This is a genomic window from Calyptranema fuscum S582 (assembly GCF_055793305.1).
In genome coordinates, this window is the sequence record NZ_JBSLYH010000013.1 from 121745 (window position 1) to 138830 (window position 17086).

A 17086-nucleotide genomic window follows, 5' to 3' on the forward strand; every position below is an offset into this window, starting at 1 on the left:
TTTAATATCTGAGGGATCTTAAACCGGGTGGGTGGGTAGCCATGATCGAACTCCGTCACTTGCGCTATTTCATTGCGGTTGCTGAGGAGTTGCACTTTGGCCATGCCGCAGAACGATTGCACATGGCACAACCGCCCCTGAGTCAACAAATTCGTCAGCTTGAAGAAGAGCTTGGGTTTCAACTGTTTTACCGCACCAAACGCAGTGTGCAACTCACAGACGCAGGGCAGGTTTTTTTAGAAGCCTGTCGGCACCTGTTTGTGCAACTGGAGCAAGCGATTCAGGCCGGACAACAGGCCAGTCGCGGTGAAACGGGTCAATTGGCGATCGGGTTTGTTAGTTCTGCGGCTTACAATGTGTTACCCAAACTCTTGCAGCAATTTCGCCAACATTATTCGTCAGTCGATTTGGTATTGCGAGAGTTAACGACCGATCAACAGTTGCAATGGTTACGAGAACGACGGATTGATATAGGGTTTGTTCGTCCACCGATTGAAGATGAAACATTGAACCTGCAAATCATTCTGCGAGAAGCATTGGTGTTGGCATTACCCGAAAATCATCCCCTTGCCACGCAACCTCAGGTTAGCTTGCGATCGCTATCGACAGAACCCTTCATCCTGTTTCCCCGCGCCCTGGCACCGGGATTATATGACCAAATTATTAGCCTTTGTCAGCAAGCAGACTTTAGCCCCAAAGTGGTGCAACAAGCGATTCAAATGCAGACGATTGTTAGCTTAGTAGCCGCTGAAATGGGGGTTGCCATTGTGCCTATTTCGCTGCAAAATCTGCAACGCACGGGGGTTGTCTATCGCCCTTTGCAAGAAGCCACTCCCGAAGCGGCGATCGCCCTGGTTTGGCGACGCCATGACCTCTCTCCCACCATCCAGCGCTTTCTGGAAGTCGTGAAATTAACCCTTTCCTAGCAGTCAATTTCTATTTGTGCGCTCGCAGAGAATTACAGGTTGATTCGTCTGCAATCCTAACGATCCTTACAAGATTAAAACCCACACCTTTTTTGGGAGCGCGCGGCTCCGCCGCGCGCTCCCAACTATGACAGTTATGCCAAAGTTATGCCAACGTATATTTGTATTCTGCTTTCAACAATTTCAGGGTTAGCTGAGAATCGTAGCTGATAATTCCCTGAATATTTTGCAGCTTGTCGAAAAATGCAATTAACTCTTCATGAACTCCGAAAAATACATCCACAATAACGTTGTACCGACCAGCGGCGATCGCCACAAATCGGATCTCTTCCATCTTGGCTAATTCTTCAGCAACCGCATCCACTCGCCCATTGGCAACTACCATATAAATAATTAACAAATGAGGCGTACCAAGCTTTTCCGGGTTAGGCCACGCCAAAATTTGAATCATGCCAGATTGCAATAATCGTTGCACCCGATACCGGGCTGTTGCCTCTGGAATGCTTAACCGCTTGGCAATTTCGGTAAAGGGCATCCGCCCATCAATTCGAAGTAACCCAATGATTTCTTGATCTACGACGTCTAATCCTGTGTTGGGGCTAGTGGGGGGGATAGCTTGGGTCATCGCGTCTATTTAAGTAACGATTAAGTTAATAGTTGTTTTTTAGGGATTCCGCAATTGCAGCCTATCTTACTACGTTTGTAGTGAGAGAGACATTTTTCTCTTATCATTCCCTTAAGCTTTGTCGGTACTCTTTGTGTGAGTGAGTTTCATGGCTGCAAACTGGAACAGCTTCGAGTTTCCGGGTATCCAAAATACTCTGGCGATCGCCTATGCACTCGGTGGTTATGGTATTGGCATTGCACTCTTGACTCAGCCCCAGTGGGAGTTCAATCTATTGGGGGTGGGTCTACTCAGCCATGCCCTCGTGATTGCTGCCGTGCTCATCCATGAGCTGATTCATGGCAACGTTTTCAAAAATCGTGCCCTCAATAGTTTCTGGGGAAAGCTGATGACCCATCTGACGGGTGCTTGCTATGCCCCGTATGAACATGTGGTGCAGCATCACTTAAACCACCACGTTTACCATGCCGATTTTATTCCCTTCGATATTCCAACGTATTTTCAGTCGTTGCCAAGCTTGGTGCGGCACATGTTTCTGGCATTAGAGTGGGCTTACGTTCCTATCTTTGAATTTATTTTGCGATGGCGGTTGATCGCAGCACCCTTCCACCAGCCCGATCAGGCACCCCGACGCCTGCAAACCATTGCCCTACTCGCGTACCGACTCGCCTGCTTTGTTGGATTAGCCTGGATTTCGTGGAAAGCTGTTGTGCTCTACGCACTGGCTTATATCTGCTTTGTAAATTTCATGCGCTTTGTCGATGCGTTTCACCATACGTATGATTACGTCGTGGTTGGGCATCCTATCCCAGCCCGAAATCGAAGCTATGAAGACGAACACACGTTCTCCAATTTAGTTTCAGAACGTTATGCTGGGTTGAATGGGGTGTATCTTAACTTTGGGTATCACAACGCCCATCATCACGATATGCGATGTCCCTGGTACGAATTGCCCCAACTCCACGAAAAACTATACGGCACCGCTAGCAAAAATCGGTTATCCCTCCCCAAGCTGGTGAATAACTACCATCGATTTCGCTTAAAACGGTTGTTTGGCGGGCAGGGCAACCTCAGTGATCAAGCCCATCAGCCTCCCCAATTGGAAACCTTCACAGGAGGGGTAGGGGTCTCGTTTCTCACACCTCCTTAGCCACTGATAAACAGGAGGTTGATGTGTTGAAAAGCGTCGCAGCGCGTCGCTTTTCAACACATCAACTGTCCTGGCTCGATTGCGTCAGGCTATATGAGATAAATTAGGGTTGTTTTGTGGTTCAACCCGTAACGGTGGATTTAATCGATGAAAACATTTTTGCGCAAACTCAGGTGTTCATCAAAACCGACGGGTTGGAAGGATAATGTCTTACCACAGCCTTCTTTTCAATCTCCCAGGAACCTGTCGGAGATCCCTCTAAATTCTCCTACCCTGCGAAAAGACTGCGCCAACAAAAAAGGATTTCCGAGCAATTTTTCTCATTTGAAGGAGAGCGAAGGAGAAGCAAATCCATGTCTCCGGCAGGCTGTTAGTAGAGGCAACGTGGGGAGTTTCGTGATCCGGTATGGGGGACTTGGGGTCATCTTGGCATCTGTCATATTCATGACGATCGCCTGTCAGGCTCCAACCCGCGAAACTCAGAGTCAGGGGACTTCTAGCCCTGTTCCTGACCTATCTGCACCCAGTTCCATCTCCCAAACTCCTAATGCTCAACAAGCCAAGGACCTGACAACCAGCACACCTGTTGCCTCTCTCCCAGCGGTTGGGTTAGAACCGGGAACCTATTGTTTTGCGGCGGACACTGCCACTCTGACTGCTTATGTGCAACTTGCTGTTACTCCGGGGAACACCGTTTACGGCAATACGCAAGCCACCATTCACGATCAACAGGCAGGATATTACAGTGCTTATACCCAGGTGTTTGAAGGACAGTTACAGGGCGATCGCCTGGATCTGAATATCATTACTGAGATTGAACTGGATACTCAAAATGTTCAGGAAACCTGGACGCTCAGCCATGATGCGATCGCAGATCGCAATACCCGCTTCGACAAAACGACCTGTGACGCAGAAGTAGAGCCACCCACCCCGGTTCATATCGTTCGCACCCAATTTGACCGAGGTGCCCAGTCGGCAGTGATGGAAAATGCTGTAATCCGAGGAGAACGAGATATTTATCTACTCAATGCCCAGGCAGGGCAACAGATGCAAGTCCGCATCACATCACCGGAAAATAATGCCGTGGTCGATATCCTGGCACCCGGCGGAGAAATCATTCAGCAAGAAGTCACCCAAGCCGACCTGACCTTACCCAGTTCTGGAGATTTTCAAATGGTCGTGGGCGGCACACGGGGGAATGCGTCGTATCGCCTTGAGGTCAGCATTAAATAACTGGAGCGTTCCGCGCCTGGATGGATGACGGGTGTTGAAGGAGTCACGCTGACAGGCTCCATAAAATCCCCTTTGTAGGGTGGCGCGGCTCCGCCGCGCCACCCTACAAAGGGGATTTGGCAAGGGGGATTTGTGATCTTTAACGGGTTTGCAAAAAGATTGTTCAAAACCTCATCTTGTATTTTTGATACACAGACGCATTGATAATAGAATATTATGGATGTCTGTGATCTCAGGTCTAATTTTGGTATACAGTAAAACCCTGTAGCCCCCCACAAATCAGCGATCGCCCAGTTAATGGGCAAAATCTCTACTTCTTATACCAATCGTCTACTGGCACCCAGCGAGGCGACAGGTCAACACCATCGTGTGATCGCAGGTTATTCACTTGAACCATCGATTGCATTAAAAGTTCGGTAAAGCGATTCAAACATTTAGCTTTTATTCGTCTAATGGGTGAATGCTAAATTAAACTGCCAATCTTACCGATCACTCTGTCGGTTTGAATGAATAGTTGCGTTTAAACAATTGCATAGAAGGAGAAAAAACCATGCTGAGCCTTGGAGCCTATGCGATGCATAAAATTACAGGACATTCTGGCGAAGTTTCCGGATATGGGCTTCGCGTTGTCAATGGTACCTGTATCCCAACCTTGAAGGTGCGCGTCACAACCCGCAAACGTCATAGCAAAGGCTGTTGCGTAGAAGACGTCACATCGGCATGGTTAGAGCTTGATCGAATGTCGTATCAGATGCAGCCATCCTCTGACCAGCCTTGTAACCTGGATAGAGAGATCTGTTCACCGGTTCCGATTCGACGATGAAAGTTGCTGTTTTCAGTGCCAAATCCTACGATCGCAAATTTTTAACGGCGGCAAATGCCAACCACAATCACGAGTTGGTATTTTTTGAGTCGCAGCTCAATCATGATACGGCTGTTCTGGCAGCCGGGTTTCCTGCCATCTGTGTGTTTGTCAACGATGAACTCAGCGCCAAGACGATTCATGCGATCGCAGCTCAAGGGGTGCAGTTAATTGCCCTGCGTTCTGCCGGGTTCAATCATGTTGACCTTCATGCTGCCAGCGAGAGGGGGTTAACGGTTGTGCGGGTGCCTGCCTACTCACCCTATGCCGTAGCAGAACATACCATCGGCTTGATTTTAACGCTCAACCGCAGAATTCACCGGGCTTATAACCGCGTCAGAGAAGGAAATTTTTCCTTAGAAGGGTTACTTGGCTTTGACTTACACAGTCGCACCGTTGGTATTGTCGGAACGGGCAAGATTGGCATGATTGTTGCCCAAATTTTGCATGGGTTTGGCTGCAAGTTGCTGCTGTATGACCTCTACCCCAATCCCGCCCACACCGACATCGGGGCAACCTATGTGAGCCTACCGGAACTCTTTGCGGCGTCCGATATTATTACCCTGCACTGTCCGTTGACGCCCGATACCTATCATCTGATTGATGAGCCAGCGATCGCCCAGATGAAACCTGGGGTGATGCTTGTCAATACCAGTCGGGGGGCACTCGTAGACACACAGGCGGTGACCGAAGGGCTAAAGTCTCAAAAAGTAGGCTATCTGGCATTGGATGTTTACGAGCAAGAAGCCGATCTATTTTTTGAAGACTTATCTAATGTCGTGATTCAAGACGATGTTTTTCAGCGCTTGCTCACCTTCCCCAACGTGCTGATCACCGGGCATCAAGCATTTTTTACCGAAAATGCGCTGACGAATATTGCCGATATCACCATGGCAAATATTGCCGATTTTGAGCACGGTCGTCCCTGCGCCAACGAAATTCGCGCTGAACAGGTGGTGTCAGGCTAAACGCCTGGATGGATGATGGGTTTTGAGAGAGCCGCGCAGAGCGCGGCTCTCTCAAAACCTTACGATTCGTGCCCTTGAAACTCGCTATGGACTCTGGAACCGTTGGGCGATCGCATTAATCATCCGAACCGATCGCCTGCCCTGCTAACCAGCCGGTTGTCCAGGCACTTTGGAAGTTAAACCCACCCGTGATGCCATCGATATCTAAAATTTCTCCAGCCAAATAGAGACCGGGGCAACAACGGCTTTGCATGGTTTTAAAGTCCACTTCTTTTAAATTCACCCCGCCACAGGTAACAAATTCGTCTTTAAATACTCCTTTGCCCTGGATGGCAAATTCAGCCTGGGTGAGTTCTTGTACCAGTTGATTGAGCGCAGGTTTAGAGAGTTCTGCCCAGCGCACATCGGGATTGACGGCACAGCGAGATAGCACATAGTGCCAGAGGCGACGCGGTAAAGAGAAAGGTGACTGGGAGGCGATCGCCCGTTTTGCCCAATCAGTTTTGAGGGTGAGTAATTGCTGTCGCACGGCATCGGGTTTGTGCTGGGGCAACCAGTGGATCTGGAGTTTGGCGCGATAGCGGCAATCGTGTAAATGTCTGGCACCCCAGGCAGAAAGTTTCAGTACCGCAGGGCCACTCAGCCCCCAATGGGTGATCAACAATGCCCCCGTTTGCTCTAACGGTTTTTGGTCGGGAATCATCAGACTGACCCGAACCGTTTCCACAGACACGCCTGCCAATTCCCATAGATCTGGATCGGCAATATTAAAGGTAAATAGGGACGGTACTGGCGGTTCGAGCGTGTGCCCCAACACCTTTGCCAGCCGATAGCCCTGAGGATTGCTGCCCGTGGCTAAAAGGAGGCGATCGCACCACAGGGGTTTCCCCTCTTTCACATCCAGTTCAAACCGATCGTCCAGACGCTTGACTCCCGTCACCGGACACCCCGTGCGAATATCAACACCCGCTCGGCGGGCGGCTAGCATTAAACATTCGACAATCGTTTCAGAGTCATCCGTTACCGGAAACATGCGCCCATCGGCTTCTGTTTTCAGGGCAACACCCCGCTGCTGAAACCAGGTTACGGTATCCTTGGGCTGAAAACGGCTGAATGCACCCCGCAGAGCTTTGCCACCTCGGGGATAATGTTGCACCAGCAACGCCGGATCAAAGCAGGCATGGGTCACATTGCAACGTCCGCCGCCAGAAATTTGTACCTTATGTAAGGGTTGGCGACTGGCTTCCAGTAGCGTCACCCGACGATGGGGATAGGTTTCGGCACAGGCGATCGCTGCAAAAAATCCGGCTGCTCCACCCCCAATCACGACGACATTGGCAATTGACACGACCGCAACTTCCCCCTCAACCCGTTACAACAACCCACTAATTTTCGTTTCTAATGTGGCGCGCATCACATCATAGCCCTCAAATTATGGCTTTAATGACGAATGTTGCGAACCCTAAATTTTGCAATCTGGGGGGTGGATGCGCAGCCTCCACGCAGGGGTGGAACCCCTGCACCCCGTTGTCAAACGTTTAATTGGGTCTACTGACAATGAAATCAGATCCCCTATAACCATTCTCAATGGCGTCAAGTACACGGTGTTGTGCGATACCAATCGTTTTATGAAGTTGCGCCAAACTAGAACCCCCTGTAGTCCCCCTTGGCAAGGGGGACGGCGACAGCCGGGGGTTGAATAAGACGCCGCTTCACATTAAATCGGTATGAGAACTGCGCTCCGCGCAGTTCTCACACAACACCCAAATCTATCCAGCTGCAAAGTCCGATGTAGCCTGATGTCCTGATATTAAGACAGGTCATGGATGGAACAGCAGCGCTCCGCGCTGCTGTTCCATCCATGACGATCCTGGTTCTGAACGCGTAGCGCTATACAACCGGGTTTAGAGAAATAATGTAAGAAATCATAGTTTGTTGTTCTATCGTTTTTGTGCCCATGTTACATACCTTTGAGCCGCAGCCGTTGATATATGACGAACCCAAGTTTTATTATTTCGCCTATGGTTCTTGCATGTGTCCTGTTGATTTAAAGCGATCGCTAGGAGAATGTACTCATCCCTATGTGATTGGTCCAGCGGTGCTAAAAAATTATCGGCTAGGCTTTTTTCGGCGATCGCATTTTCGCAACTGTGGCGTTTTAGACGTCACTCCAGACCCCACCGCTTCAGTCCAGGGTGTCTTATATCACTTACCGCAACGGTTAAGCGATCCGCTAGACGCCAGAGAAGAAGGGTATTGCCGAGAAACTATTACCGTCTATCACCAAAACCGAGCGTATACCCATGTGCGAACCTACACGGTCATCGAAAAACTCAACCAGGAACACGCACCCAATGATTGGTACTTAGATGTGGTGCTGCGGGGAGCGGTCACCTGTGGATTGCCCGAAGAATATTGCTGGAAACTATTCCATCATATGCACCAATTGCAACAGCAAGAAAAAGCCAGCAACGCCACCCCCAAGTACAATAAATAGGCTCTGCTCCTCAACATTGCAACATTGTGGTTGGTTTTTTTTGGGTTCTGCTCTCTTCGATTTGTTTCGCGTTTCAAAATGTTGTCGTCAGAATTTTGTTTAACGAACAACGGCTGTTAGGGTTTGTTGTTCTGGGTGGATACGTCACACCAACGCTACAACATTCGTTTTTACTGATGTTCATGCGAATGCTATCCGTTGTACCGCTGATGGCAATCCTGGCAGCTAAATTATATCCGCCGACCTGGCACGAGTTACGCCAATTAGTAGACCCGAAACAACGCCATCTCCTATTCCAATCGTTGGCATGTGGGGTGTTAATGTTTCTCTACTTAGCGTTGCTCTATATTGCCATTGGCATGATTCCCACCGGCATTGCGATGACGTTGTTCTTTACTTATCCGGCGTTTACAGCGTTATTCTCCTGGCAACTGTCTGGCGATCGCCCCTCTTTGTTTCGCTGGATGGTGATGGGTATTATCTTAGGCGGCAGTGCGCTGACGATGCCCCATATTAGCCCGATGCCGGGTGGGAATAGTTTGATTGGCATTCTCACCGGCATTGCCTCCGGCATCACCTACGCACTTTATGCCGTTATTGCCCAAAAATGCTTTGCCAAAGTCCATCCTGTCCCCTTTACCTGGTTGAGTTTTGCCATCACCTTAGGGCTATCGGGCATCTGCTTGCTGTTCTGGCGCATTCCCACCGAGGAAATCGCCTGGACACCGTTGTGGATCGGAGGGTTGGTCTCGGGATTCGTCACCTTTGCAGCCCACTTGCTCAATAACATTGGCATTCGCTCGATTGGCGCAACTGCCGCTGCCATGGTCGCCGCCAGCAATCCAGCGATCACCGTATTATTGGCATGGCTGGCGATCGCAGAGCTAATCAGCCGGTTACAATTGGGCGGCGTGATCATTGCCACTTTGGGTGTCACCCTGTTGAGCTTAGAACGCATTCCTCGTTCCCCTACTCTCGTAAAATAGGGGGGATGACTCCACTGGTTTTACTCAATCACCCATGACTCACTCTACCGATATCAAAACCCTGGCGCGATGGATGGCGGCAGACTTTAGTAATCAGCAGCAAGCCTTTGACAATCCGCCTCTGTATGCTCATATTCGGGTGTGTATGCGCCCTCTGCCGTTGGCGTTGCTGGATGGCGTCAGCATGGTGGTCGAGCAAGCCTACGATTTTATGTTGAGTACGCCCTATCGCCTGCGGGTGCTCAAGTTGATCCCTCGTGACGACCTGATTGTGATTGAAAACTATACGGTCAAAGATGAGGAATCCTTTTTTGGCATGGCGCGAAATTTAGACAAACTCAAAACGCTAACTGCCGATCGACTGGAAAAGTTAGAGGGCTGTAACGTGTTGGTTCGTTGGACGGGGCATAGCTTTAAAGGCAGTGTGGAACCCGGAAAAGCCTGCATCGTTGTCCGCAAAGGGATGACGACCTATCTCGATAGTGAATTTGAGATTGATGATCAAGCGTTTATTAGCCACGACCGGGGACGAGACCCCGAGACGGATGAACATCTCTGGGGGTCGCTTGCAGGACCATTTCAGTTTGTTCGGGTCGCGAGTTTTGCTGATGAAGTCGAGCAATTGCTGTCCTAGTAGGGTGTTAGTGATAGAGTACGATTGGTGAGAGAGCTGCACTCCGCGCGGCTCTCCAGGCGCTCTGTAGCCAGAAATGCACAGTCTCCATGCAGAGAATTACACCTTCATAAATCCGCGTTCCTTAGGGACATCTGCCAATGCGTCATCGGGCAGCACATACGAATGACCGATCACGGTGTCATTGTCATTGATCAGATCGGGAAACCGGATGCCGTGTAACACTTGCACCGCAAAAATTTCCTGTACCGCATCTTCAAATTTGAGAAATGCAACCGTCTGCCCAGTTTGCAAATCAACCACCCAAACTCCACATGTCCGTTCTTGCAACGTTTCGGTGATGGGAATGCCGCTAAAAACAGCCGTTTCTCGGACTTGAGACAACCCAATAAAGGCAAATTGCCCACAGAAGTCAATACCGCGTGTGAAACCCGGAAGTTTTACTACCGTTTGCAACGTACCACTTTGTAAATCGACCGTCGCCAAGCTGCCATTACCCGATTCTAGTACCCACAAGCGTCCGCCATACCAGCGAGGCGAATGGGGCATGGATAACCCTTGCAACACTATTTCTTGCGTTTCCACATCCATTAAAACGCCGCCCTTTGCTTTATTGTCTCGCCAACCTCGGCTGACATTGGTTGCACCCAGAGCCGTGACATATTTAGGTTGACCATTCATCATCCCCAACCCATTCAGGTGACACCGATCTTCGGGGGCTAAAGCCGTTACAAATGTCGGACGCCAACGTGGCACAAAGCTGTAGTCAGGATGAAGGGTACATAATGCCGAAAAGCGCGTGTTAACAATCCACAGTTCACCATTCTCAGCCCATGCCATTTCGTGAATGTCGATATCTCCGGTGGTATGAAGGTGGCGCGGCAAGTAACAGGCATCATGCTTGCCCACAGGTTCTAGCTTGCGTCCCACATCGGGTACATTGCGAAATTCCCAAACTTCTGATTGTGTTCCTAATGCCAGACGCGATGGACTGGCAGCAATGCCCATTGGCTTTCTGAAGGTACGGAAATGGGTATTCAAACTCCCCTGGTCGGCACGGATTGCAATCAGTTTGCCCGTTTGGTAAGTCGATACCATCAACGAAATACCAAGCTGATCTAAAAGCCCAGGTAAATTAGTGGTATAAACACTGCGTAAAGACGCTTCTGTTGCGGGTTGAGGTTCTATGTTAGAGGGGGTAGCAGCAGTAGATTCGGGCATAGTCTCAGGGCTGGGGGTGACAGGATGAATCAGTTCAATCCGCTGGGATGCAACGGTAGGATGTGATATGTTCTCGGGTGTGTTATTGGATGGATTGGTAGATGGATGATTGGATTGAGGTTGAAGGGTAATCCAGCGGTTTGCTTGCTGAGCGATCGCCTCTACTGTCGGTAATACTTCAGCCAACTCTACTTCATTGCGTTTCCACTTATGAGGGTCGGGGGGAGTCAGGGTATATTTTGAAAGCGGTAAATCATCAGGCAAGTCTTGATCCCAGACGATTCCAGCAAACTCACACAGCCGTTTTGCCTGCGCCTGTGGATCGGCAATCAGATCAGCATAGCGAACGGTGCAGCAACGCTCAGCCGGTAAATCTGCTAGATCCGTGAGTAAATGTTGATTGGCAGATTGCCACTGGCTTGCCGCTAATTTTGCCAGAGATTGATCTGCCAGCGATCGCCAGCCTGGAATCAACAAAAACGACCAGGGTTGATGGTGCCAGTCCGGGAGTTGGGGATAGGTGATGAATCGTCCAGATTTCCAACCCTCCAGAATACTACTGATGGTTTCGTGAGGTTCTCGATAGAGATAGATAAACAACGCATCCGGAAAAATCGTATTGAGGAACGGCACTCGCAATGCATTTTTCGGCGTTTTTTCTAACAATCGGAGGGCAGTGGTTCCGGCACCGGGCGGATTGCCACCCCGATCGCGGAGTTTTGCCAGAAAATTAGCCTGCAATTGGTGAGCGATCGCTGGCGTCACATCATCGGCAGTTAAACGATTAGAATCAAACCCACGTTGAGCGGGATTAAGCGATGGAATACTTTCAAACAGGTGATGGCTTTCGTCGCCAATGGTATAGACACTGGGCGATCGCGATAATAATTCAAATAACAATGTACTGCCCGATCGAGGAGCCGAGACAATAAAGACGGGGCGATCGAGTTTGGGTTTGGGTGGTGTTGCTGGGATAGGAGGTGTGGACGGTATGGGTATAGTTTGACTGGGTATATCCTGTGGGGATTGCGCCATATCAGGATTGAGTGCCGAGCGAATCACAGCTTGCCGTAAAATTTCAACTGCTTCAGATCCGTTAGGTAATACCATGCGGCGTTCAAAACTTGCCAAAATCCCATTCATCTGGTCGAGGGCTTGACGGTAAGTATCCCATCCTTCCGGGCGATCGCCATGCTGAGCCCATAATGCTTTCCAATGACGATGAAAGCGTTCCATCTCAGCTTCTAGTTGGGCTGCCCACTCTATTGGAGCTTGCGGAGATTGCTTCAAGTCAACAAAGAAATTAGACAGCAAACATAGTTGCTCCCAGGGCGTCATCACGACTGGAAAGTTAACAGATTCTAAAATCAAGGGGGCTACTTTCCCTGATTCATACGAAATGAATCGAGGAGTCCTGGGTGCTGAAGCGATCGCCGTTGCTGGAAATGGGTTTTCACCCTGTGCCACAACATCCCAAAATGCAGATGACCCTACCGTATCTGCCACCAAATGAATTCGAGCATTGGCAGTTGGATTGAGGACGTTATGCCGTCTCCAGGTATCAAAGATCCAGGTTTCCCCCGCCGCCATATGAATTGAGCGATCGCCGCACAGAAATCGAACTTCCGGAAACGTCACGATAGGGATATGGACCCTGACCCGTTGCATCCAGTAATAGTTGGTGTCTACATGAGGGGTTGCTTCACCGCCCGCATCAATTCGCATTAACCGGGTGCGCCCCAAGACAGTTTCTAATGCTGCCAACACCTGACGCAAATAGGGACAGCGATCGAGATGAGGGGTTGGGTGCATGGCACCTTTAACGCTGTCATTGGCAGGATTTCCAGCAACCGCAATCAGGGGCAACGCCGAATTACCCCGATGTCCTTCAGGATGAGCGCGCCAATCTGCTTCAGAAAACTGCGCCACTTCTGCCGCTAACCGTTCGGCATCAAACTGCAAGGGCAATTTACAAAATTCGCTTTCTAGTTTCATAAACTGACGATGCCTACCACAAAACCCACTTCATATATGCTTGATGCAATTAGTTAGGACAGAATGTGATGGATGAAAAGCGGCACGCTGTGCCGCTTTTCATCCATCACATTCTTGACCCTGAACATGTAGCGCATACCCTCCAGGCTAGCAGCAGATCTGAGCAGCTTCAGGAATACTTAAGAAAATTGACGGTTTCTCCGGCATCTGTGAAATGGCGCGTTTTAGTACAGCGATCGCTACACATCCGCAACATTAAGTTTCAGGCTAAAGGTATCGAGAGTTTGAGTAATCGAATACTAAATTTTCAGCGAATATTAATATGCGGCATATTTTGTATTTTTTTAGACTGAATTTCCAGAAATGCTTCTAGAAAAGCTTTTATAGCTTATTTAGAGCTAACAAAGTTTAAATTAGGCTCAAAATAAATCCAAGACTTTATAAAACTTTATGAAGAAACAGGTCTATTTAGTCGTACTTACACGGATAGAAGACTGTTCGATTTGAAGAGTGACTTAGGTCAACTCGTTATCTCTAAGGAGTAATCCACGAATATGGCGACATTTACTGTTACTAATTTGGACGATAGCGGAGCTGGGAGTCTTCGCCAAGCTATTCTCGATGCAAATGCTTTGGCAGGGGCAGATACAATTCAATTTAATTCCAGCTTGGCAGGGACGATTACCCTTACCACAGGTGAGCTAGCCATCACCGATTCCCTCACCGTTACAGGCCTAGGGTCTTCTAACCTCACCGTGAGTGGCAACAACAGCTCTCGTATCTTCAATGTTGACGATGGTAATGGCACTACGTTTATCGACGTTACTCTTTCTGGAATGACCCTTACGGGAGGGAATGCTACAGATGGAGGTGCCATCTTTGATGATGGTGAAACGTTAACCATTACTGATGCCGTGATTACAGGTAATACGGCTAGTGGGAATGGTGGTGGTATCTACACTAGTTCTTATGATGGTCTTCTTACCATTCAAAACAGTATCATTTCGGGTAACAGTGCGGCGGCTGGCGGTGGTATTTACTTTGATGATGGCGATTTTAAAATCCAGGACAGCGAAATTTCCGGTAACACAGCCACCAGTGGCAACGGAGGGGGGATTTTTGTTAATGACACAGAAGGAACTTTCCTCGACCCATCTGTGATTGAAAACTCCATCATTACCGGAAACGATGCCAGTGGTGATGGTGGAGGTATTTATATAGATGACACTGATGCTCTGATTGAAATCCTCAGCAGTACAATCTCCGGCAATACCGCAGGAGATGATGGTGGTGGGGTTTATATTTTTGGTGCCGATGATTCGATTACATTCGAGAATTCAGAAATTTCAGGCAACACCGCAACGGATGTTGGGGGTGGTATTTACTTCAACGGCAGTTCAGTTGCTTCTGTTATTCTCCAACAATCTGTGATTGCCAATAATACAGATGGTGGAGGTAATAACGATCTGGTTCGAGTGAATGGAACTATTGATGCCAGTAACAGCCTCATTGAAGCTCCAGAAGGTGCTATCAATGGGACGAATACTAATAATACGAGTGGAGTAGATCCCAACGTCATTACTCTGGCGGTTGCGCCGACCAGCACCACAGAAGATGGTGTCGCTCTTGTTTACACTTTCACTCGCACAGGTTCTACGACGAGTGCGCTAACGGTCAACTTTGGGGTGAGTGGAGCGGCGACCTTTGGAACAGACTATACCCAAAGTGGTGCAGCCAGCTTTAGTGGCACCACAGGCACGGTTACATTTGCAGCTGGAGCTAGTACGGCTACTGTTACCCTGACTCCGACCCTCGATACATCAACGGAAGGGACGGAAGCGATCGCTCTCACCCTCACCAATGGCTTGTATGTGAAGGGCACTACAGGGGCAGTCGAGAGCAGTATCAGTGATGCAGTTGCCATCACCACGGGCGTAGCACCCGCAGCCATCAAATTTACAGGTGGCAAGAAGGGAGACACCATCATCGGTACTCCAGCGAAAGACACACTGGTTGGAACCGGAAAAAATGACATCATTCGCGGTAAAGGCAATGCTGACCTGATGAGAGGTCTGGGTGGCAAAGATCGGATGTTTGGCGATGCTGGCAATGACCGCATGCTCGGTCAGGGTGGCAATGATCGGATGTTGGGTAATGCTGGCAGTGACCGGATACTCGGGGGTGGCGGTAGAGATGAGTTGCGTGGTGGGGCTGGTGGCGATCGCCTGAGTGGTGGCGGTGCAGGTGACATTCTCATCGGTGGCGCTGGCAATGACACGCTCATCGGTGGTGGCGGGAAAGACTTATATGTCTTCAATAGCCTGTCCGATGCAACAGATACCATCATTGGCTTCAATGTCAATCAAGACCTGATTGATCTGAGCGATATCTTAGGAAGTGTGTCGCTGACCACTGCCGCTAAATTCTCTCAGTTCATCCAATTCACTCAGGTCGGCGCAAACACAGAAGTGCAAGTCGATACCGATGGTTTGGGAACCAGTGCTAGCTTCACAACGTTGGCAGTCTTGCAAAATATTACAGCAAGCACAGTCAAAACAACCAACATTGTTGTTGCCTAAGCTAGTACAGCAAAACGAAAGTTTTGTAAGGGGTGAAGGGGTGGAACCCCTTCTTGGGGGCGAAGTCCCCAACCCCCCATGTTGCAAAATTTGGTGTTTGCAACACTAGAACAATCAATGGTGTCGCTCAAGCGATCGCCCATTTCATTGCTTTAGGAGTCTGACAAAATTAACCCCCAAATCTTTTAGGGAGAGTGCGGCTCCGCCGCACTCTCCCTAAAAGGAGGATCCTTAGCTAAAGACTCAGTGATCTGATTCCCGGTATTTTAAACATGCCGGGAATCTTTGTGTTTGGCAATCTTAGGCAAGCCCAACTAGCTTAGCGCTCAATTCCCACAGGCGTTTTGCCTTGTTGTCATCGCTGGCTTCATCTGAGACTTCCTGAGAGAAAGACTTGCGACCTTCTTTCTGGCGATTGCCCCAACTCCAATACACCCCCAACTGGTTGTATTCCGGATCAACGGCTACCGCTGCAACGCGATCGCCTTAGAGAGCAGAACGCTTATATGATGGGGTTCACCCAACTGGAGGATGCGTTTGGGTGAAGTGATTCAATGAATCTACAGATAGGCTGAGATTAGTAGAATTCCAGGCAGGAGAGGGGACAAAATGATGAAAAAACTCATGCAAGCTGCCACTATCACTGTTGCGCTGTATCTAACGATGGGAATTGGTGCGCAACAAGCCTCACGTCCCCTGGCCTCTACCTCGATCTACAAACCATTAGCCCAAGTGCCGATGTCTCCGGTCAAGCAACGTAATTTGTTTTGAGGGTGATCGGTTTATTCAATTCACCATCCTTACGGGCGCACTATTACAGGGGTATGAATCCGCACTTGAGCATATAGCTGTTCGATATCCTGGTTGTGCATACGGATACAACCGTGGGAAACGGCTTCACCAATCAGACTGGGTTGATTGGTGCCATGAAACCCAATCTGGTGTTCACCATCTACCCAAAAGCCAATCCAGCGACTTCCTAGAGGATTTCTTTCGCCGGAGGGCACAATTTCTTTGGTAATAGGATGCCGCCAGATCGGGTTCAGTTGCATTTGTACCACCTGAAATGTGCCAACGGGTGTTTCCCATCCCGGCTGAGCCACGGCGATCGCATAACTGGCGCTGAGGGTTCTGCCATCGTATAAATAGACGCGGCGATCGCTCAGGTCTACTACCAGTCGTGGATTTTTAACCACATTCTGGATGGGTAAACCGGCTTGAGCATCTGAGTCATCATCTGGTTCAGTCGCGCCACTCAGCGAAGGTAGAGACAGGGTTAAGAGCGGTAGTGAAGCAACGGCTGACGTTGTTTTATCAGGCAATGAGATTGACCACTGCTGTGTCAAGAGCAACAACCCTGCTCCGGTAAAACACAGCATCATAAAACTCCGGGAAATGAAGGCGTTTCCA

General features: G+C 49.3%; 14 protein-coding genes and 1 pseudogene. 10 read left to right on the forward strand and 5 right to left on the reverse strand.

What is annotated here, in order from left to right; genetic code table 11:
• Nucleotides 1-44 precede the first annotated feature (44 nt).
• The gene (locus ACR6Z4_RS11400; RefSeq protein WP_479717412.1) at nucleotides 45-926 is read left to right on the forward strand and encodes a LysR family transcriptional regulator; all 882 of its coding nucleotides are present in this window, start codon (nucleotides 45-47) and stop codon (nucleotides 924-926) included.
• Between the two features lie 145 nt (nucleotides 927-1071).
• Here ACR6Z4_RS11400 and ACR6Z4_RS11405 read toward each other — a convergent pair whose 3' ends face one another.
• On the reverse strand, nucleotides 1072-1551 hold the full coding sequence (locus ACR6Z4_RS11405) for an Lrp/AsnC family transcriptional regulator (RefSeq protein ID WP_479717388.1): 480 nt from the start codon (nucleotides 1549-1551) through the stop codon (nucleotides 1072-1074).
• Nucleotides 1552-1699: 148 nt separating this feature from the next.
• Here ACR6Z4_RS11405 and ACR6Z4_RS11410 point away from each other — a divergent pair, with 148 nt between their 5' ends.
• From ACR6Z4_RS11410 to ACR6Z4_RS11425, 4 genes are all read left to right on the forward strand, one after another.
• Nucleotides 1700-2701: a fatty acid desaturase family protein gene (locus ACR6Z4_RS11410; protein WP_479717389.1), complete on the forward strand. Its 1002-nt coding sequence runs from the start codon at nucleotides 1700-1702 to the stop codon at nucleotides 2699-2701.
• A 426-nt stretch (nucleotides 2702-3127) separates the two neighbouring features.
• Nucleotides 3128-3934 (forward strand): hypothetical protein, encoded by an 807-nt coding sequence (locus ACR6Z4_RS11415; protein ID WP_479717390.1) that lies wholly within the window; start codon nucleotides 3128-3130, stop codon nucleotides 3932-3934.
• 550 nt (nucleotides 3935-4484) lie between these two features.
• Nucleotides 4485-4757, forward strand: a complete 273-nt coding sequence (locus tag ACR6Z4_RS11420) for a hypothetical protein (RefSeq protein ID WP_479717391.1) — start codon at nucleotides 4485-4487, stop codon at nucleotides 4755-4757.
• Entirely contained in the window at nucleotides 4754-5764 is a 1011-nt protein-coding gene (locus tag ACR6Z4_RS11425) for a 2-hydroxyacid dehydrogenase (RefSeq protein WP_479717392.1), read from the forward strand. Before ACR6Z4_RS11420 ends, ACR6Z4_RS11425 begins: the two co-directional genes overlap by 4 nt.
• Before the next feature lie 115 nt (nucleotides 5765-5879).
• Here the strand turns inward: ACR6Z4_RS11425 and ACR6Z4_RS11430 are convergent, their stop codons facing one another.
• Nucleotides 5880-7112 carry a BaiN/RdsA family NAD(P)/FAD-dependent oxidoreductase gene (locus ACR6Z4_RS11430; RefSeq protein ID WP_479717393.1) on the reverse strand — a complete coding sequence of 411 codons (1233 nt, stop codon included), beginning with the start codon at nucleotides 7110-7112 and terminating at the stop codon, nucleotides 5880-5882.
• A 609-nt stretch (nucleotides 7113-7721) separates the two neighbouring features.
• On the opposite strand from ACR6Z4_RS11430, the gene ACR6Z4_RS11435 reads away from it, so the two are divergent.
• The 3 genes from ACR6Z4_RS11435 to ACR6Z4_RS11445 are packed head-to-tail and all read left to right on the forward strand — an operon-like array spanning nucleotide 7722 to nucleotide 9881.
• Entirely contained in the window at nucleotides 7722-8261 is a 540-nt protein-coding gene (locus ACR6Z4_RS11435) for a gamma-glutamylcyclotransferase family protein (protein ID WP_479717394.1), read from the forward strand.
• Nucleotides 8262-8287: 26 nt separating this feature from the next.
• The gene (locus tag ACR6Z4_RS11440; protein ID WP_479717395.1) at nucleotides 8288-9247 is read left to right on the forward strand and encodes a DMT family transporter; all 960 of its coding nucleotides are present in this window, start codon (nucleotides 8288-8290) and stop codon (nucleotides 9245-9247) included.
• A gap of 34 nt (nucleotides 9248-9281) precedes the next feature.
• Nucleotides 9282-9881: a CpcT/CpeT family chromophore lyase gene (locus ACR6Z4_RS11445; RefSeq protein ID WP_479717396.1), complete on the forward strand. Its 600-nt coding sequence runs from the start codon at nucleotides 9282-9284 to the stop codon at nucleotides 9879-9881.
• Nucleotides 9882-9980: 99 nt separating this feature from the next.
• Here ACR6Z4_RS11445 and ACR6Z4_RS11450 read toward each other — a convergent pair whose 3' ends face one another.
• Nucleotides 9981-13097, reverse strand: a complete 3117-nt coding sequence (locus tag ACR6Z4_RS11450; RefSeq protein ID WP_479717397.1) for a TIGR03032 family protein — start codon at nucleotides 13095-13097, stop codon at nucleotides 9981-9983.
• 554 nt (nucleotides 13098-13651) lie between these two features.
• Here ACR6Z4_RS11450 and ACR6Z4_RS11455 point away from each other — a divergent pair.
• On the forward strand, nucleotides 13652-15676 hold the full coding sequence (locus tag ACR6Z4_RS11455; RefSeq protein ID WP_479717398.1) for a beta strand repeat-containing protein: 2025 nt from the start codon (nucleotides 13652-13654) through the stop codon (nucleotides 15674-15676).
• A 300-nt stretch (nucleotides 15677-15976) separates the two neighbouring features.
• On the opposite strand, the pseudogene ACR6Z4_RS11460 reads toward ACR6Z4_RS11455, so the two are convergent.
• Nucleotides 15977-16162, reverse strand: a pseudogene (locus tag ACR6Z4_RS11460) (protochlorophyllide oxidoreductase); the annotation flags it as partial.
• 123 nt (nucleotides 16163-16285) lie between these two features.
• On the opposite strand from ACR6Z4_RS11460, the gene ACR6Z4_RS11465 reads away from it, so the two are divergent.
• Nucleotides 16286-16447, forward strand: coding sequence for a hypothetical protein (locus ACR6Z4_RS11465; protein WP_479717399.1), 162 nt, complete (start codon nucleotides 16286-16288; stop codon nucleotides 16445-16447).
• A 29-nt stretch (nucleotides 16448-16476) separates the two neighbouring features.
• On the opposite strand, the gene ACR6Z4_RS11470 is transcribed toward ACR6Z4_RS11465, so the two are convergent.
• Nucleotides 16477-17058, reverse strand: coding sequence for a L,D-transpeptidase (locus tag ACR6Z4_RS11470; protein WP_479717400.1), 582 nt, complete (start codon nucleotides 17056-17058; stop codon nucleotides 16477-16479).
• Between the last annotated feature and the right edge of the window lie 28 nt (nucleotides 17059-17086).